Origin of the sequence: Halioxenophilus sp. WMMB6 (assembly GCF_033283405.1) — a bacterium.
In the GTDB taxonomy this organism is placed as follows: Bacteria; Pseudomonadota; Gammaproteobacteria; order Pseudomonadales; family Cellvibrionaceae; genus Halioxenophilus.
Map to the genome: position 1 here is coordinate 267,972 of NZ_JAWMQR010000004.1, position 17,259 is coordinate 285,230.

A 17,259-nucleotide genomic window follows, 5' to 3' on the forward strand; every position below is an offset into this window, starting at 1 on the left:
GGTAACCCTATCGACCTGGAACCTTACCAACTGCCGATACCGCCATTGGCGGTGCCGGCAAAAGGGCCCCACCAGAAACAACAAACCGTGCGTCAGTTACCCCGACGCACGGCTACGGTGATCAACCCCAGATCCCATTCGATCCGTTCGTTACCGGCCGCAGGCCAACTCCCTCCCTGCAGGCAGGCCACGAACAACAGGGTGACAACCATCTCGGCGAAAGTCATAACCCACCCCCATGCTGGTGCCCTCCCGCCAAATCACATCATCACCTCTATCCCGGGAAAGAGGCTGGTGACCACCCGCCCGGTCGGCTCCGCGGCGCCCGACTCAGCCTGTTCGCTGACGCTGGCGGCAACTGATTCGAGCCCGCGCACGCTGTCGTACTGTTGGCGCGGCGCCAAGTCGCCAGTTAGCGGCTGGCCTGGCAACCACTCTGATGCGGTGATCTGGTGAGGCAGTTGGTTTACCACTGCCGCCAGGTAGTGGCCGGCCGGATCCACCGGACCGGTTGCCAACAGCCACAACAGGTAAACAACAAGCGATTTCATTTTTTTAACCCCAGTTAACGGTTAGCGGTTAACTACCACCCTTTTCCATTTCGGCAAAGGCGCGGTCGAGATCGTAACGGGAGGAGGTGACGTAACGCTCCATCTCCTCTATACGGCGCAGGGTGGCATCCATTTTTTCGCGCGCCAGGCGCAGACGCTCCGGTGCCGGCTTGGCGTGCTTGAAAACCGTTTTCTCGCGATAGGACTGGCGTTCTTCGTCGTATTCCCGCTCGGGCTCCCAAGCCGCCGGCCGCTTGGCAATCAAGATAATGCCGGCCAGATAGGCCCAGAACATCAGCGGGCCAACCACAAAGAAGAGCGCGATAAAAATCACCCGCATGATCCAGTGATCCATATTGAGGTGATCGGCCAGGCCGGCACAGACGCCGGCAATTTTGCCATCGCGCTTGTTGCGAAACAGGTTGCGGCCATAACCGCGACGTTTTTTGCTTTTCATGGCACTCATATTCTTTTTAAAGCCATTGTCATCACGGCCACTCATTTCTGATACCTCTCTTCCTCAGAGGCCCGGCGCCAACTGCCGTGCCGTTGATCCAGGATCTCCTCCAGTGTTGCCACCCGCTCGGACATCTTATCGAGCTTGACCAGCAGGTCTTCCAACTGCAGGCGTTCGTGTTCACTTAAACCGGTCTCTGAACGTTTTTTGCTGCGGTAGTGAAAAATAATCCACAAGGGCGCCACAATCACCATAAACAGGATGGTGGGCACCTGCAGAGCTTGTAAAAAAGGAGACATGTCGTTTATCCCTAGTGGTTTGTAGGTCAATAGCGATTAGTGGATAAGCCGTCGTTAGCGGGTCGAAAGTGTCACTGCTGTTGCTGCATGTCCTGCTTTAGACGCTCTAACTCGGCATTCAGTTTGTCGTCGTTCTCTAAATCAGCAAATTGTTGTTTCAGATCCTGCTGCCCCTCTTTGCCCATATCCATCGCTTCGATTTCGCTTTCGAAATACTCCATGCGCTGCTCAAAACGCTCAAATTTGGAGAAGGCATCATCAACATTGGCGCGCTCGGTCTGGCGCTTGGTTTTCATGCGGGCGGTTGCGGTTTGGTGCCGCATTTTCAGCGCTTTCTCTTTGGCCTTGGCGTCATTCAGCTTGCTCTGCAGTTGGCTGACCTCCTCCTCTAACTTAGCCAGATGTTCGTCCAACAGGCTGAGTTCGTGAGCGATGGCCGCCCCCTCCTCCTCAATCATCTGCTTTTCCAATAGTGCCGCCCGGGCCAGATCCTCCCGCCCTTTGGTAATGGCAAGTTTGGCTTTACGCTCCCATTCACCAGCCTCTTTCTGCACCCGTTGCAGGTGGCGGTCGGCGGTTTTTTTATCGGCAATAATGCGCGCGCTGGCGGTACGGACCTCGATTAAGGTCTCTTCCATCTCTGAAATCATCATGCGGATCATCTTTTCCGGATCTTCCGCACGGTCGAGCATGGCATTGATGTTGGCTTGGACGATATCGCTAAACCGTGAAAATATGCCCATTGCTGTTCTCCTGATTATTGGGTTTGCTACCCCCGCACTAATACATGAGCCGTACCAACATCCATAACCAACTGTTTTTATTGGATAAATAGTTTTTCCGTTGAATTTTTGGTTGTTAATCTGGTTAAATTGACCAACTAATGGTTAATTATTTGGTTTATATGGCCGAATCATCCGTACCTCGCAAAACCACCTCCGCCTTGGGCGAAAGCCCGCTCTACCTGGCCGCCCTCGATCAGGCATCGCGCCTCGCCAACCTCGACCGGCCGGCGCTGATCATCGGCGAGCGGGGCTCGGGCAAGGAGCTGATCGCCCATCGCATGCATTTCCTCTCGCCGAGCTGGGAAGAGCCCTACCTGAAGGTAAATTGCGCCGCTCTCACCGAGAGCCTGGTGGAGTCGACCCTGTTTGGTCACGAGGCCGGTGCCTTTACCGGCGCCAGCCGCAGCCAGCCGGGCTATTTTGAACGGGCCGGCCACGGCACTCTATTCCTGGACGAAATAGCCACCCTATCCCTGAGAATTCAGGAGAAACTGCTGCGGGTATTGGAGTATGGCGAGTATGAGCGCCTGGGCGGCCAACGCACCCTGGAGACCCAGGCACGGGTGATTGCTGCCACCCATGCGGATTTGGCAGCACTGGCCGGTGCCGGCGAGTTTCGCCACGACCTGCTCGACCGGCTGGCGTTTGATGTGGTGCATATGCCGCCACTGCGATTGCGGGAAGAGGATGTCCTGCTGCTGGCCAACCACTTTGCGGTCAGCTTTGTGAGGACACTCGGCTGGGACTATTTTCCCGGCTTCTCGGAACAGGCCGAGCAGCAACTGCTCAGCCACCCCTGGCCGGGTAATGTGCGGGAGTTGAAAAATGTGGTGGAGCGCTCGCTGTTTCGCGCCGATGACAGTCATGAACCCTTGGCGACACTGGTAATCGACCCGTTCACCGCCCCCTGGCAAGCCCGGCCAGAGAACAGCAAACCAATCCCTAAGCCACTACCGATTAATCAAACAGCAGAGACCAAAGAACCCTATAACTTTCGCTCTGAGCGCGCCGCGTGGGAACTTGAACAGTTACAACGCGCGCTGGCGCTGTGCGACCACCACCAAGGCAGAACCGCCGCCTATATGGGACTTAGCTACGACCAGTTCCGCGCCCTGTGGCGGCGCCTCAAGAGGGGCGATAGCGACTAATCCTCACTGCCACCCGGCAGGGCACAACGGCCCCACTGACACTCAACAATGCGGAAATCGTCGTTGTTGCACTCCATCTGGAAGGTCGCCTTAGGGCCTTCCACCGCCTGCAACTGCACCGAGGTACGCGAACAACCCCAGGCCCGCGCCAACGCCTCTACCTGCAGCTGATCGCGACCCGACTCTTCGTTTGGTTTGGCGGCGGCATCGACCACCCGCTCCCAGTCGAGATAGTGGGACTCGAACTCAGCCCCCAGGCGCTGATAGAGGGCTCTGACGTAGGTGTCGGGCACCCGAAAGCCCATACCCGGCTTGCCCGGCTCGAGGGTTTCGATACGCAGGCCGGTGTAGCGATTGGCAAGCAGCTCTGGTACCGAGATGGGCAGAGTCAGTTGCTGCTCAAAACGGCAATATTTTTTGTCACAGTTTTTAGTGGTGGGGCTCTGCTCTAACACCAACAGATACCCACCATTGACACGCGCGCGATCAAATTGCGGCGGCTCTGCCACCTCGGCTATTTTTTGTTGGTAGCCAAAGCCGACATCCAATAGCAGCTCTACCCGGTAGGCCCCCGGCTGGTAGATGGCACGCAACTTCTGCGTTTGTGCTAACGCTTTACCGCCCCATTCGGGAAAGTCGGTAATTAGCGGCAGCGTTAAGGTGATTGTATCGCCGCTTGCCTGGCTATCGATTTGAGTCTCTATTTCGCTTGGAGAGAGACTTTTGTAGTAGTCGTAATTGGCCACCGGTGCCGCACAGCCAGGCAATAAGACCAACACACCCAGCGCCAACAGCCATGGCCGCGTCGGTGTGATACAAGCAGCAGAGAGGAAACTTTTTAGAGTGTGAATCAGCAACAGATTTTTAGACATTATTTTATTCTCACAGCGGCCAGAACAGCTGAACCAAAGACCACTAGTGGCCACCACCCTTGCGGGACGTAATGAAGTCGGTTAACGCAAACAACACACCCGACACCACAAAGGTGAAATGGATTGCCAATTTCCAGGCAATCTGCGCATGAGTGTAGAGTTCCATCTCAATAAAGGCCTTCAACAACTCCACCGCAGAGATCGCCACTATTGCGCCAATTAATTTTAATTTAAGCTCGGAGAAGCCCACCTTGCCCATCCAATCGGGCCGGTCTTCGTGATCGTTAAAATCGATTTTGGAGACGAAACTTTCGTAGCCGCTAAGCACAATAATAAACAGCAGCGCGGCGATTAAGGTGGTATCGATCAGCGTTAATACAGAAATAATGACATCACTGCCGCTCATCTCGAATAACTTCATAAACATCGAAACCAGCTCTTTAAAGAACTTCAACAGCAATGCCACCGTGGCCATTACCAGCCCTAAAAAGAATGGCGCCAGCAGCCAACGGCTGCGGAAAATGATGGCCTCTACAAACAACTCTAATGCTTTCATAAACGAGCACGACACCCCATAATTGTTTTTTTGCGCCTCTGACATCCCCCGGAGGCCGACAGCGCACATCTTAGCGTTATTGGAATATATTTTTCCAGGCAGTAATTGGCACCTCGGTGCATTACCTGAAAACGAGTGAGGCCCGCATGACATCCCCCCTTGACCGACTCCTGGCAGGCAACCGTCTTGAACAGCTGGACGACAACCTGTTTAGCGGCAACAGCACCTGGCGAGCCACCCCCAGATTGTTTGGTGGCGAGGTGATGTCGCAGTCGATCAGCGCCGCACAATACACCGTAGCCGACGACTTCTATATGCACTCCTTCCACGCCTATTTTATGCGCCCAGGTGATCCGGCGCGGGCGGTGATCTATGACGTGGAAAATATTCGCGATGGCCGCAGCTTTCTGTCGCGCCGGGTGACTGCCCGCCAGCACGGCAACGCCATTTACAGCTGCCAGTGCTCTTTTCAAGGGGTGGAGGTAGGGCTTGAGCACCAGCACGGCGCCGAGCTGCCCGCCGGACCAGAGGGGCTGATGACCGACCAGGAGCTGTTTGCCAACATGCCCAACAAGCCGCGCAGCCTCTCTGAAGCACCCATCGAGTATCGCCAGGTGGCCCCTATCTGGTTGATGCAAAAGCCGGTGTCCACACCCAGCAACGCCGTCTGGCTGCGCGCCAACGGCGAACTGCCCGATGCGTTAAAAATTCACCAGCAGTTATTAGCCTTTGCCTCGGACACCCACCTGCTGGCCACCTCATTGCGCCCACACGGAGTCCACATTCTCGACCCCGGTTTGCGCAGCGCCACCATCGACCACAGCCTCTGGTTCCACCGCCCATTCCGCATCGATGACTGGCTGCTGTATGAACTCTACAGCCCGTGGGCCGGCAATGGCCGCGGGCTTAATTTCGGCAGAATTTATGATCGTGAAGGCAACCTGGTTGCCTCCAGCGCACAGGAGGGGATGATTCGCCTGGCCCAGAACAAACCCGCCAGCAAGGAGAGTTAGACGTTAGCGGGACAACTGCTCCCGCTGACAACAGGCCGCAGTGAACAGCACATCGGTAGAGCTGTTGAGTGCGGTCTCGGCGGAGTCCTGAATGACACCAATCACAAAACCCACCAGCACCACCTGCATAGCGGTGTCACCGCCAATACCAAACAGATTGCAAGCCAGCGGAATCAGCAACAGCGAACCCCCGGCCACGCCGCTGGCACCACAGGCGGAGATACTGGCCACCAGGCACAACAACAGGGCGGTGGTAAAGTGCACCTCAATACCAAGGGTATGAACCGCCGCCAGGGTCATCACCGTAATGGTAATGGCCGCCCCCGCCATATTGATGGTTGCACCCAGTGGAATCGATACAGTGTAGACATCCGGATTGAGCTGTAACCGCCGGCACAGATTTAAATTCACCGGAATATTGGCGGCCGAGCTGCGTGTAAAGAAGGCGGTAATACCGCTTTCACGCAGACAGGTAAACACCAAAGGATAGGGGTTACCGCGGCTGACCAAAAACACCAACAGCGGGTTGACCACTAGCGCCACCACGGCCATGGCCAACAGCAAAACAAAAATCAGCTGGCCGTAGTTTAACAGCGCCTGCAGGCCGGTCTCTGCCACGGTAGCAGCCACCAAACCCAGAATACCAAACGGCGCAAAGCGAATTATCCAACGCACCAACTGGGTTATAGCCTGCGCCAAGCTGGTTAACAGATTGCGCGCAGCCACATCGACTTTCCGCAACGCCAACCCCAAGGCCGCCGCCCAGGCCAAAACACCGATAAAATTCGCGGTAACCAGGGCATTGATCGGATTATCAACCAGCCGCAACAGCAGATTTTTAAGCACGGCGGCCATACCCTGGGGCGGTGCCAGGGTGGACTCGCCCACCAACAGTGTCAATTCGGAAGGCATCAGCCGGCTCAACACCAGCGCCACCAGCGCCGCACTCACCGTACCCAGCGCATAGAGCAGCACAATGGGCGTAAAACGCACACCGGAGTTGGCCTTATGGTTGGCAATGGCCTCCATCACCAAAACAAACACCAGCAGCGGAGCCGCCCCCTTCAGCGCCGAGACAAACAACGAGCCCAACAAACCCAACTGCATGCCCGCCGCTGGCCACAGCACCGCAACAATCACACCGAGCACAATGCCCAGTGCTATCTGCCCTACTAAATAACGCTCAGAGAAAAACCCGGGACCTGCCACTCACCCACCAATCACGATTAAATTTCAAATTTATGTTCACGCAGCCAAATAGCCGCACCAATACCGCCAACACCAACCACAACCCCAGAGAGCAACTGCATCGGCTGTTGCAGCAGTTGCCAAAAATGGTAAACCACAATATTGGTTGGCACCTCTTTAAAACTGATCACTTTAAAAGGCATGTGCCACTTTAGCCAGTCGGCAATTACCGGGGCCGGCAGAATGATGCGCTCGACAATCAACAAAATTATGAGCGGCACCACCAGCAACATTAGCGGTGAACGCTTGGCGACCGCCGATAACAGCAGCAACAAACCCAACCAGGGCAAGCCGCGAATAAAGCCAAGCACAATCAATGCCGGTGGGTAACAGAGCATAGCGATAAAAGATTCCCCATTCACCGGCGCCACCACGCGCAGCATACCCGGCACCAGCCACTCGACCAGTAGCAACAACCAATAACAGGCCCAACCCACCAGCAGCGCCGCGCCGTTGAAACCAACAATCGCAAACACAATTTTGGCCATTACCGATTCAAATTCAGAGAAGGGCAACGACTTCCAGAAGAGAATGCTGTTGTCTTTGCGATCGCTATAGAGGCAATTGAGCAGATAGAAAAAACCGGTCAACCAGGAGGCACCCACAAACAGCATCAGCAGATGCAAACCGGAGACCGAGTCCTGCATGGCGACCTCTACCTCCATCGGTTCAGCGCCGTTAACAACGGCTACCGCGCCTGGGTCGGCCAGAGGTTTGGCCCCGGTGTGAAAATCGAGCACCTGCCCTGCCTGAGGGGAGCTATGCTGTGTGCCGAATTCACCGCGCTCCATATTGATGTTCACCATGGCCTGGGATTTCATCAAAATAACCAGAACGCAGATGATCAATAACGTGACTGGCAGGGTCCAGAGCAGCAGACTGTTTTCCCAATATTCCCGGCGCAGGTGCACCGTTAAACGAGTTAAATTCATCACACCACTTCCATCTTGCCGTCGCCTAACTTGGCGACAAATAAATTGGCGATATTGGGTGTTCGCACACTTCCCAAATTTGCCAGGTCCGTCTGCTCACCCCCCTCAAACATCATGATGTGACTGCCAAACACCACGCGTTCAAAAATGGGATTCAAGCGGCGCGCCTCCTCAACCTGTTCGGCCTCCACATTCACTTCGAAAAAGCGCTCCGGGATCTCATCCAATGTGCAATTCAGTACCAATTTGCCATCTTTAATGAACAACAGATCTGTCAGGATCTGCTCCACCTCTTCCACCTGGTGCGTGGTGATAATGATGGTGCGCGACTCATCGTAGTAGTCGTTGAGCAGCTGCTCGTAAAAGCGCTGGCGATAGATAATATCCAAGCCCAGGGTCGGCTCATCCAACAGCAACAGCTTGGCCTCAATGGCCACGATTAACGCCAGATGCAACTGGGTGATCATCCCCTTGGAGAGGGTGCGCACCCTCGCGCCGGCACGAATATTGGTGGCGGCCAGAAAACCTTCGGCTTTTTTACGGTTAAAACTGGGGTGAATCCCGGCCATATAATCGAGCAGCTGGCCGGCAGTAATCCAACGCGGCAGCACGGCGGTATCGGCAATAAAGGCCACCTCGCGCATCAGCTCCGGCCGCTGGCGATAGGGGTTTTTACCGAGCACGCTCAACTCCCCCTCGTAACTGGCCAAACCCAAAATGCAGCGCAGCGCGGAGGTTTTGCCAGCTCCATTGGGGCCTATTAGGCCGACAATTTTCCCGGGCTGAATCTGCAGCTCGTCGATATCAACCACTGTGTGGGCACCGTGGCGTTTGATTAGGTTATTAAGTTGAATAACCGGGTTCATTTTGACTCCTCGTCCTTAAGCAGGCTCAGCAGGTATTCAATGGAGATATCAAGCTGGCGCAGGCGGGCGGCAAACGCTGGCAACTCCTCGGCAATAAACTTCTGTTTTTCCTGATTCAACAGCAGCCGTCTGGCTCCACTGACGACAAACATGCCGCGCCCGCGCTTCATCTCCAATACCCCTTCGTCGACCAGCTCCTGATAGGCCTTACCCACCGTGAGGTGGTTAATTTGTGCTTCACTGGCCACCTGACGAACAGAGGGCACCGCCTCCCCCTCTTTAAATACGCCCGCCAGCACCTGCCCGGCGACCCGGTCGCGCAACTGGCGATAGATGGGTTGTTGATCGTTCCAGGAGTCTTGCATCACAACCTCAAAACGGTAGCGCTCGACGCACCCAGCCGGTGCCAAAAATGCCGGCATTGATACTGGGGTTGCCATAGTAGGTAACAGTGCCGGAGCCGGCGGTATTCACGTCCAACCACTCGGTAACGTGTAACAGGGCATTGGCGGAGCCGGCGATAGCCACCTCCGCCTGACGGGTGATGGTATTAGCAGCGCTGAAATTGCCGGAACCGGCCAGTTGTATATCGGAGGTATCAATGTGACTGGAGGCGGCGATATGGACTCCGGCGCTGCCGGAGATACCCAGCACCAATGCCTTGGCCTCAAGCTCCTCGACGGCAAACAGCCCGGTGCCGGAGAGCTTCAGCTGCACCTGGTCGGCGATAATTTTGCCGCTGTTGACGCTACCACTGCCATCCAGGCTCACCTCCAACGCGCGCACCGCCAATTCGCTGATTGCCAGCTCACCGGTACCGTGCATTTGCAGGCGTAAGCGCTCCCCGGCGAAGGGGCCGAGTTCGGCAAAAAGCACACCGTTTAGTGCCAGGCGCTCGAGCGTGTTAAGTTGCACCTCGAAGGTGACCGGCAGTGGATCTTCGGTATCGGCACCAAGCTGCAGGCGCCCCTCTTCTACGGTAGCCACGATATGGGCAAGAGCATCGCGTGAGCCTATGGCCCGCACAAACTCCGCACTGCCCTGGCTCACCACCACACGAAAACCGTGATTGACCTCCAACTCGGTGACACCTGTCAGCGTAAAAGCCTTGGTGTAGAGCTCTGAACCGGCAAGCACAGGCCGAGCCAGCACCGCCAGGAGCAACAGCCCCAGAGCAAAGAGGAGCGGGAGAGCGTGATTGCGATGCATAACAGACGCCTCTGAGATATAGTGATATACACAACTATATCACCATATCTTAGTAGTGCAACCGTTTACACACCGATACTGGCCAACGCATAACCGCAGCCGGCTGTTTACCGATTAGAGAATACCCAACTCATCCCACAAGGAATCAACTTTGGCTTTGACGTCTTCACTCATGGCAATGGCCGTGCCCCACTCACGATCGGTCTCGCCCGGCCACTTGTGGGTTGCATCCATCCCCATTTTTGAGCCCAAACCGGAAACCGGGGAGGCAAAGTCGAGGTAATCGATGGGGGTATTGTCCACTAGCGTGGTATCGCGAATCGGATCCATACGTGTGGTTATGGCCCAGATCACATCGTGCCAGTCGCGGGCATTCACATCGTCGTCGGTGACTATCACAAACTTGGTGTACATAAACTGGCGCAAAAACGACCACACCCCCATCATCACCCGCTTGGCGTGACCGGGATACTGCTTCTTCATGGTCACCACCGCCAGCCGGTAGGAGCACCCCTCCGGCGGCAGATAGAAGTCGACAATCTCGGGAAACTGGCGCTGCAGGATGGGAATAAACACCTCATTAAGTGCCGCCCCCAACACCGCGGGCTCATCGGGCGGACGACCGGTGTAGGTACTGTGGTAGATCGGGTTCTTGCGGTGTGTGATATGGGTAATGGTGAACACAGGGAAGCGCTCCACCTCATTGTAGTAACCGGTGTGGTCACCATAGGGCCCCTCATCAGCCATATCATCCGGCGCAATAAACCCCTCCAGCACTATCTCGGCATGGGCAGGCACCTGCAGATCGCAAGTTAACGCCTGGCAAAGTTCAGTTTTCGCCCCCCGCAACAGCCCGGCAAAGGCGTACTCGCTTAAAGTGTCCGGCACCGGCGTAACCGCCCCCAGAGTGGTGGCCGGGTCCGCCCCCAGCGCCACCGCCACAGGAAAAGGCTGGCCGGGGTGGCGCAGCTGCCAGTCGCGAAAATCGAGCGCGCCGCCGCGATGGCTGAGCCAGCGCATAATCAGCCGGTTGCGACCAATTTTCTGCATACGGTAGATGCCTAAATTCTGCCGCTCCTTTTCCGGGCCACGGGTGATTACCAACGGCCAGGTAACCAGTGGCGCGGCGTCGCCGGGCCAACAGGTTTGAATGGGCAGTTGGTCGAGATCCACGGCATCCCCCGTCAGCACCACCTCCTGTACCGGCGCCTTACTGATGATCTTCGGCCCCATATTCAGCACCTGTTTGAAGACCGGCAGTTTTTGCCAGGCATCCTTCCAGCCCTTGGGGGGCTCTGGTTCCTTTAAAAAAGCCAGCAACTTACCAATCTCCCGCAACGCACCTATGTCGTCTGCGCCCATGGCCAGCGCCACTCGCTCCTGAGTGCCAAACAGATTGGCCAGCACCGGAATCTCGCTGCCAATGGGGTTTTCAAACAACAGTGCCGGCCCACCTGCACGCAGAGTGCGGTCGGCTATTTCGGTCATCTCTAGGTAGGGGTCCACCGGCTGGGGAATGCGCTTGAGCAGTTGTCGCTGCTCCAAAAAATCGAGAAATTCACGCAGATCTTTAAAGGAATATTTGCCGTAATCCATAATTTGTTCTTAAAAAGAGTGAGGCCAAACTTTACCATAGGCCGCTATATTTACGTATTATCCATCCGTCACCCAACAGCCAAGGTCTACCATGACTATCGACTGGCCATCTATTGTGCACTGGCTTTTGCATCAGCTGCGAAGTTTAAGCGGCCTGTTTGTGGTGCTGATCATTACCAGCCTGCTGCTGCACTGGCTAAACAAGAGCGCAGCCGCGCACAGTAAAAACCGTTACCAGAAGCAGCTGTTAGGATTACTGGTTGGCTTTTGTGGCCTGGTTGCCATTATCGCCACGCTCCCCATCGCCGAATCTCTACGCAACCAACTCATCACCCTGGTGGGCCTCGTAGTCACTGCGGTCATCACTCTCTCATCAACCAATATCGCCGGCAACGCCATGGCCGGTTTGCTGCTGCGCATGCTCGCCAATTATCGACCGGGCGATTTTGTTCAAGTAAAGGAGTACTTTGGCCGCGTCACCGAGCAAAATTTATTTCACACAGAAATACAAACCGAAGACCGCGACCTGCTGACACTGCCCAACATGTTTATGGCGGCCAACCCGGTAAAAGTCATTCACGCCACGGGCACTATTGTCTCCGCGTCCGTTTCACTTGGCTACGACCTGCCCCGCTCCCACATCCAAAATCTATTACAGCAGGCCGGCGAAAAAGCCGAGCTAAAGGATGTGTTTGTCTTAATTACCGAGCTTGGCGACTTCTCTATTCAGTATCGGGTGTGCGGCTTTCTGGCCGAGGTGAAAACACTGATTTCAGCCCGCTCCAATCTGCGTGCAAATATCCTCGACACCCTCCATAACGCCGGCATTGAAATTGTATCGCCCAATTTCATGAACCAACGGCAAGTGGCAGGGCCGGTCATCCCTAAAATTTACACTCAACCAGCAGCACAAGCGACCACAGCCAAACCAGAAAAAACCTTGTTCGATAAAGCCGAACGGGCGCAACAGGCAGAAGAGTTAAAAGATAGCCTGGAGGAGATTACCGAGGAAATTAAAACGCTCGAGGAGTCGCTTAAGGGGCTGGAGGAGAGTGAAGTGGATGGCGCAAAACGACAACTGGAACAGCGCAAACGAAGGCAGAAAGCCATGGAAAGAGCGTTGCAATATTTTCAGAACCAGCTGGAAAGATAGCTGGTAACTTCTGTTAAATGGCCGTTGGCAACAGCCATTTAACAGTGGCAAGTACAGTTATTACTTGCGCTTCATTGACAGGAAAAACTCTTCGTTGGTTTTAAAGTTTTTCAACTTGTCGACCAAAAATTCTGTGGCGGCAACGTCTTCCATATCGTGCAACAGCTTGCGTAAAATCCACACCCGCTGCAGCTCATCTTCTTTCATTAACAGGTCTTCACGGCGAGTGCCGGAACGACGCACGTTGATCGCCGGGTAGACACGCTTTTCAGCAATTTTTCGATCGAGATGCAACTCTTGGTTACCGGTTCCTTTAAACTCTTCAAAAATAACTTCATCCATTTTTGAACCGGTGTCGATCAAGGCGGTAGCAACGATCGACAAGCTACCACCTTCTTCAATATTTCGCGCGGCACCAAAGAAGCGTTTTGGCCGCTCCAGCGCATGCGCATCCACACCACCCGTCAACACTTTACCGGAGGAGGGAATCACAGTGTTATAAGCACGCGCCAGACGCGTTACCGAGTCGAGCAGAATCACGACATCTTTTTTATGCTCCACCAAACGCTTGGCTTTTTCGATCACCATTTCGGCGACCTGCACGTGGCGCGAAGGTGGCTCATCAAAGGTGGAGGCGACCACTTCGCCGCGCACAGAGCGCTGCATTTCAGTTACCTCTTCCGGACGTTCATCAATTAGCAGCACAATCAAATGACACTCGGGATTATTGCGCGTAATCGCCTGAGCAATATTCTGCATCATGATGGTTTTACCGGCTTTGGGTGGAGCCACAATCAGCCCGCGCTGACCTTTACCGATAGGAGCAATGAGATCAATAATCCGGCCGGTAAGATCTTCCGTGGAGCCGTTACCAGCCTCCAGAACCAGTCGGTCATTGGGGAAAAGTGGTGTCAGGTTTTCAAAAAGAACTTTGTTTCTGAGTTTTTCCGGTTTATCGAAGTTAATCTCATTAACTTTTAAAAGTGCAAAATAGCGCTCGCCATCTTTAGGGGGGCGAATCTTACCGGAGATGGTATCACCCGTACGCAGGTTGAAGCGGCGAATCTGGCTGGGGGAGACATAAATGTCATCTGGGCCGGCAAGATAGGAGCTATCAGCAGAGCGCAGAAAGCCAAAACCATCCTGAAGAATTTCCAATACGCCATCACCGTAAATATCTTCACCGCCCTTGGCGTGGCGCTTGAGAATATTAAAAATAACATCCTGCTTACGGGACCGGGCCATATTCTCCAAGCCCATTTCGGTAGCGATATTGATCAGTTCTTCAATTGGTTTTGTTTTAAGGTCTGTTAGATTCATAAGTTTGATTAAATGATTGGGAGACGGGTATCAGAGTGGCAGAGCGCCCTCTGAGGTTTGATTGGTTTGAATTAGTAGGAATTTCGACTTCGACGCTAATTTGATTTCCAAATGTCTTTTAACGTTGCGTAACAGCAGAGCAACGATTCTCTTGCGCATTTTTTAAATATTTTTGTTCCGTATGTCCCGGCCCATGCAATGATTAAATGTTTTTTGGGCGGGAGGCCATGCCACTCTACGTGGAAATGCGATTAACTAGAATGGACAGATTTGGCTAACCGGATGGTAAACAGGCCTACCCTTTTTCGTTAAGACTGCCACTTTCGTTAAGACTGCCACACAGGGACAGCCCTATGGCTAAGGACGTTGGTTGCTAACTTTCGTCTGGAACTTTTAGCCTAGGAACAATCAGCCTTGGAATCTTCTGCTAATGTGCGCTTTGCTCTCGGCAGACAGGAAATGGGTTTGCTTTGAACAGATGAGCAATTGAACAGAGTATAGCGACAAAATTTGGAGAGTGCAAAAATGATGACCCTACTTTTTGCTAACTATTGACTCTGCCAACCAGACCGACATGCTCTCACGGACGGATGGCTGATTAGTAACACCGAATGGAAGCTGGTGAAGAGCCAGGCAACAATCGCTCAAACATTGAACGATTGTTGCTCAGAATGCCCCGCCAGGAGTCAAGCTGGACCGAGATCAAGCCACGGAGTTTATAAAATCAACCAACTGGCTTTTTGACAAAGCACCTACCTTGGTCGCTTCCAGGTTGCCATCTTTAAAGATCATCAGGGTGGGAATACCGCGAATGTTAAATTTAGCTGGAGTCTCTTTGTTGGCATCCACATCCATTTTACAGATCTTGATTTTGCCTTCGTACTGGCCGGCCAACTCATCGAGAATTGGCGCAATCATTTTACAGGGCCCACACCAGGCCGCCCAAAAATCAACCAACACAGGGCCCTGGGCGCCAGCGACCTCCTGATCAAAACTGTCATCGGTCACGTGTACTATCGCTTCACTCATTGCTTGGTCTCCGTGCTGAAAAGTGTTTTAGCTCTATTTAGAGGCATAATAAGTACTGGCTGCTCCAAGAACAAGTATCCCCGAGGCGGCAATCCGCATTATTGTACACGGACCTGTCATATATTTTTCAGTTTTTCAGGGTCTGCAACAGCTGGCTTTGCACACCCATTTCCAACTCTGTGCCAGTGTTGGGTAGGTATTCGCCATCACTGCCCAGCACCCAGCTCTGGCTGGCATCCGCCAGATAAGCTTCCAAATCCGACAACACCCGATCAGACAGAGTTTCTGCATGCAGTGGAAAGCAGACTTCCACCCGTCGATTCAAGTTGCGCTCCATAAGGTCTGCCGAGCCGCAATAGATGGCTGGCGAGGCGTTGGCGAAGTAGTAAGCGCGGGTGTGCTCCAGGAAGCGACCAATGATCGACTTCACTCGAATGTTATCCGATACCCCAGGCACTCCCGGCCTCAGGCAGCACATGCCGCGAATAATCAGGTCGATCTGCACACCGGCCTGACTGGCACGGTAGAGCGCTCGAATAATATCCGGCTCAGTGAGGCCGTTGGCCTTCATAATGATCCGGCCAGCCTTACCCTGCTGGGTCGCCGCCACCTCTTGATCAATCAACTCGATCAGGCCCGCCTTGAGTGTAAACGGGGCATTGAGCACGCACTTGACCCGTTCGATCTTGCCCATACCGGTCAACTGCTGAAACACCTTGTGAACATCCGCGCAGAGGTCCCGATCTGCCGTCAGCAGAGAGTAATCGGTATACATTCTGGCGGTACCAGCGTGGTAGTTGCCGGTACCCAAGTGGGCATAGCGGCGCAGTTTAGCCCCCTCCCGACGCACGATCAGCACCATCTTGCAGTGGGTTTTGTAACCAACCACGCCATACACCACCACCACACCTGCCGCCTGTAGTTTGGCCGCCAGCGCCAGATTCTCCTCCTCATCAAAACGGGCGCGCAGTTCCACCACGGCGGTCACCTCCTTGCCGTTGCGGGCGGCATCCAACAGCGCCGCAACGATGGGGGAGTTGTCGCCGGTACGGTAGAGCGTCTGCTTGATCGCCAAGACGTCAGGGTCAACTGCCGCCTGGCGCAGAAGATCCACCACCGGGTTGAACGACTCAAACGGGTGCATCAGCAGGAAATCTTTCTTGGCGATGGCATTGAAGAAATTTTTACGATCACGCAGCGCTCGCGGCGTACCGGGCGTGAATGAGGGGTAGAGCAGATCGGGGCGATTGACTAGGCTTGGCACCCGCATCAGACGCTTTAAATTCACCGGGCCATTCACCTGGTAAAGGTGGGCCTCGTCGAGGCCGGTCTGGCGCAGCAGGATATCCACCAGCGGCCGCGGGCAGTCACCAGCCACCTCCAGGCGTACCGCCCGGCCAAAACGGCGCGAGGCCAGCTCGCCCTTCAGCGCCAGCGCCAGGTCGGCGACGCCGTCCATATCCACATCCAAATCCGCGTTGCGGGTAATACGAAACTGATAACACCCCTTCACGGTCATGCCTGGAAAAAGTTTATCGACGTGGGCGTGGATCATGGAGGAGAGAAAGACGAAGTTATCGCCCCCCTCACACAGCTCGTCGGGGATACGGATGACGCGATCCAGGGAGCGCGGTGCCGGCACAATGGCCAACCCGGTTTCCCGGCCAAAGGCATCCTTCCCCTCCAGTGAAACGATAAAGTTAAGACTTTTGTTAACCAGTAACGGAAAGGGGTGGGCAGGATCCAGCCCAATGGGGCTGCTCACCGGAATAATGTCGGTCTTGAAGAACTTCTCTACCCACAGCTTCTGCGGATCGGTCCATTCGCCCCGGCGAATAAAGCGAATATTCTCCTTCTCCATCTCAGGAATCAGCAGCTCGTTAAGAATCTGATACTGCTGCTCGACCAGCGGATGGCAGACTTCACTGATGGCGGTCAGCAGCTCCTCGGGGGTATTGCCATCCAGGCCCGCAGCGTCCTGCTCTAAGTCGATGCGGGAAAAGAGCCCCGCCACACGGATCTCAAAGTATTCATCCAGGTTGGAACTGAAGATCAACAGGAACTTCAACCGCTCCAGCAGCGGATGCCCCCGATCAAGTGCCTGCTGCAGCACGCGCATATTGAACTTGAGGTGGCTAAGCTCCCGATTGATAAAATATTCGGGCTTGTCGAAGGTTTCCACAGCCGGCGGGGTGCTGACAGCGGACAAATCATTGGGCATAACA

At 54.6% G+C, this 17,259-nt stretch carries 18 protein-coding genes; 3 read left to right on the forward strand and 15 right to left on the reverse strand.

The features are described from left to right. Positions 1–260: 260 nt before the first annotated feature. The 4 genes from SBL51_RS13005 to pspA form a co-directional block, all read right to left on the reverse strand. Positions 261–551 (reverse strand): hypothetical protein, encoded by a 291-nt coding sequence (locus SBL51_RS13005; RefSeq protein ID WP_317931396.1) that lies wholly within the window; start codon positions 549–551, stop codon positions 261–263. Positions 552–579: 28 nt separating this feature from the next. Next, positions 580–1,053, reverse strand: coding sequence for a PspC domain-containing protein (locus SBL51_RS13010; protein WP_317931397.1), 474 nt, complete (start codon positions 1,051–1,053; stop codon positions 580–582). After that, a complete protein-coding gene (gene pspB, locus SBL51_RS13015; protein ID WP_317931398.1) occupies positions 1,050–1,307 on the reverse strand; it encodes an envelope stress response membrane protein PspB in 258 nt (85 codons plus the stop codon). The genes SBL51_RS13010 and pspB overlap by 4 nt, the downstream gene beginning before the upstream one ends. Before the next feature lie 71 nt (positions 1,308–1,378). After that, positions 1,379–2,050, reverse strand: a complete 672-nt coding sequence (pspA, locus tag SBL51_RS13020) for a phage shock protein PspA (RefSeq protein ID WP_317931399.1) — start codon at positions 2,048–2,050, stop codon at positions 1,379–1,381. Between the two features lie 140 nt (positions 2,051–2,190). Here pspA and pspF point away from each other — a divergent pair, with 140 nt between their 5' ends. Beyond that, positions 2,191–3,240, forward strand: coding sequence for a phage shock protein operon transcriptional activator (gene pspF / locus SBL51_RS13025; protein ID WP_317931400.1), 1,050 nt, complete (start codon positions 2,191–2,193; stop codon positions 3,238–3,240). On the opposite strand, the gene SBL51_RS13030 is transcribed toward pspF, so the two are convergent. Both SBL51_RS13030 and SBL51_RS13035 read right to left on the reverse strand, forming a co-directional pair. Further along, complete coding sequence (locus tag SBL51_RS13030; protein WP_317931401.1) at positions 3,237–4,112, reverse strand: hypothetical protein; 876 nt, start codon at positions 4,110–4,112, stop codon at positions 3,237–3,239. The two genes, pspF and SBL51_RS13030, sit on opposite strands and share 4 nt — an antisense overlap. Positions 4,113–4,155: 43 nt before the next feature. Continuing rightward, positions 4,156–4,668, reverse strand: a complete 513-nt coding sequence (locus tag SBL51_RS13035) for a TIGR00645 family protein (protein WP_317931402.1) — start codon at positions 4,666–4,668, stop codon at positions 4,156–4,158. Between the two features lie 146 nt (positions 4,669–4,814). On the opposite strand from SBL51_RS13035, the gene SBL51_RS13040 reads away from it, so the two are divergent. Next, positions 4,815–5,681 carry an acyl-CoA thioesterase II gene (locus SBL51_RS13040; protein WP_317931403.1) on the forward strand — a complete coding sequence of 289 codons (867 nt, stop codon included), beginning with the start codon at positions 4,815–4,817 and terminating at the stop codon, positions 5,679–5,681. Positions 5,682–5,684: 3 nt separating this feature from the next. On the opposite strand, the gene sstT is transcribed toward SBL51_RS13040, so the two are convergent. From sstT to ubiD, 6 genes are all read right to left on the reverse strand, one after another. Continuing rightward, a complete protein-coding gene (sstT, locus tag SBL51_RS13045) occupies positions 5,685–6,890 on the reverse strand; it encodes a serine/threonine transporter SstT (RefSeq protein WP_317931404.1) in 1,206 nt (401 codons plus the stop codon). Positions 6,891–6,907: 17 nt separating this feature from the next. Continuing rightward, positions 6,908–7,861, reverse strand: coding sequence for a hypothetical protein (locus SBL51_RS13050; protein WP_317931405.1), 954 nt, complete (start codon positions 7,859–7,861; stop codon positions 6,908–6,910). Then, complete coding sequence (locus tag SBL51_RS13055; RefSeq protein ID WP_317931406.1) at positions 7,861–8,727, reverse strand: ABC transporter ATP-binding protein; 867 nt, start codon at positions 8,725–8,727, stop codon at positions 7,861–7,863. The genes SBL51_RS13050 and SBL51_RS13055 overlap by 1 nt, the downstream gene beginning before the upstream one ends. Next, a complete protein-coding gene (locus tag SBL51_RS13060) occupies positions 8,724–9,092 on the reverse strand; it encodes a GntR family transcriptional regulator (protein ID WP_317931407.1) in 369 nt (122 codons plus the stop codon). The genes SBL51_RS13055 and SBL51_RS13060 overlap by 4 nt, the downstream gene beginning before the upstream one ends. A gap of 7 nt (positions 9,093–9,099) precedes the next feature. After that, positions 9,100–9,936, reverse strand: a complete 837-nt coding sequence (locus SBL51_RS13065; protein WP_317931408.1) for a GIN domain-containing protein — start codon at positions 9,934–9,936, stop codon at positions 9,100–9,102. A gap of 114 nt (positions 9,937–10,050) precedes the next feature. Next, entirely contained in the window at positions 10,051–11,532 is a 1,482-nt protein-coding gene (gene ubiD, locus SBL51_RS13070) for a 4-hydroxy-3-polyprenylbenzoate decarboxylase (RefSeq protein ID WP_317931409.1), read from the reverse strand. A 91-nt stretch (positions 11,533–11,623) separates the two neighbouring features. On the opposite strand from ubiD, the gene SBL51_RS13075 reads away from it, so the two are divergent. Beyond that, positions 11,624–12,685: a mechanosensitive ion channel family protein gene (locus tag SBL51_RS13075; protein WP_317931410.1), complete on the forward strand. Its 1,062-nt coding sequence runs from the start codon at positions 11,624–11,626 to the stop codon at positions 12,683–12,685. Between the two features lie 60 nt (positions 12,686–12,745). On the opposite strand, the gene rho is transcribed toward SBL51_RS13075, so the two are convergent. The 3 genes from rho to ppk1 all read right to left on the reverse strand — a co-directional run bounded on the left by rho (position 12,746) and on the right by ppk1 (position 17,255). Then, positions 12,746–14,005 carry a transcription termination factor Rho gene (rho, locus tag SBL51_RS13080; protein ID WP_317931411.1) on the reverse strand — a complete coding sequence of 420 codons (1,260 nt, stop codon included), beginning with the start codon at positions 14,003–14,005 and terminating at the stop codon, positions 12,746–12,748. Between the two features lie 702 nt (positions 14,006–14,707). Further along, positions 14,708–15,034, reverse strand: a complete 327-nt coding sequence (trxA, locus tag SBL51_RS13085; RefSeq protein ID WP_317931412.1) for a thioredoxin TrxA — start codon at positions 15,032–15,034, stop codon at positions 14,708–14,710. Positions 15,035–15,161: 127 nt separating this feature from the next. Beyond that, on the reverse strand, positions 15,162–17,255 hold the full coding sequence (gene ppk1 / locus SBL51_RS13090; RefSeq protein ID WP_317931413.1) for a polyphosphate kinase 1: 2,094 nt from the start codon (positions 17,253–17,255) through the stop codon (positions 15,162–15,164). Positions 17,256–17,259 lie beyond the last annotated feature (4 nt).

Excerpts from the sequence above, each read along its gene's own strand:
- SBL51_RS13005 (WP_317931396.1), bottom strand. The coding sequence starts at position 551 with ATGAAATCGCTTGTTGTTTACCTGTTGTGGCTGTTGGCAACCGGTCCG.
- SBL51_RS13010 (WP_317931397.1), bottom strand. The coding sequence starts at position 1,053 with ATGAGTGGCCGTGATGACAATGGCTTTAAAAAGAATATGAGTGCCATG.
- pspB (WP_317931398.1), bottom strand. The coding sequence starts at position 1,307 with ATGTCTCCTTTTTTACAAGCTCTGCAGGTGCCCACCATCCTGTTTATG.
- pspA (WP_317931399.1), bottom strand. The coding sequence starts at position 2,050 with ATGGGCATATTTTCACGGTTTAGCGATATCGTCCAAGCCAACATCAAT.
- pspF (WP_317931400.1), top strand. The coding sequence starts at position 2,191 with ATGGTTAATTATTTGGTTTATATGGCCGAATCATCCGTACCTCGCAAA.
- SBL51_RS13030 (WP_317931401.1), bottom strand. The coding sequence starts at position 4,112 with ATGTCTAAAAATCTGTTGCTGATTCACACTCTAAAAAGTTTCCTCTCT.
- SBL51_RS13035 (WP_317931402.1), bottom strand. The coding sequence starts at position 4,668 with ATGAAAGCATTAGAGTTGTTTGTAGAGGCCATCATTTTCCGCAGCCGT.
- SBL51_RS13040 (WP_317931403.1), top strand. The coding sequence starts at position 4,815 with ATGACATCCCCCCTTGACCGACTCCTGGCAGGCAACCGTCTTGAACAG.
- SBL51_RS13050 (WP_317931405.1), bottom strand. The coding sequence starts at position 7,861 with ATGAATTTAACTCGTTTAACGGTGCACCTGCGCCGGGAATATTGGGAA.
- SBL51_RS13055 (WP_317931406.1), bottom strand. The coding sequence starts at position 8,727 with ATGAACCCGGTTATTCAACTTAATAACCTAATCAAACGCCACGGTGCC.
- SBL51_RS13060 (WP_317931407.1), bottom strand. The coding sequence starts at position 9,092 with ATGCAAGACTCCTGGAACGATCAACAACCCATCTATCGCCAGTTGCGC.
- SBL51_RS13065 (WP_317931408.1), bottom strand. The coding sequence starts at position 9,936 with ATGCATCGCAATCACGCTCTCCCGCTCCTCTTTGCTCTGGGGCTGTTG.
- ubiD (WP_317931409.1), bottom strand. The coding sequence starts at position 11,532 with ATGGATTACGGCAAATATTCCTTTAAAGATCTGCGTGAATTTCTCGAT.
- SBL51_RS13075 (WP_317931410.1), top strand. The coding sequence starts at position 11,624 with ATGACTATCGACTGGCCATCTATTGTGCACTGGCTTTTGCATCAGCTG.
- rho (WP_317931411.1), bottom strand. The coding sequence starts at position 14,005 with ATGAATCTAACAGACCTTAAAACAAAACCAATTGAAGAACTGATCAAT.
- trxA (WP_317931412.1), bottom strand. The coding sequence starts at position 15,034 with ATGAGTGAAGCGATAGTACACGTGACCGATGACAGTTTTGATCAGGAG.
- ppk1 (WP_317931413.1), bottom strand. The coding sequence starts at position 17,255 with ATGCCCAATGATTTGTCCGCTGTCAGCACCCCGCCGGCTGTGGAAACC.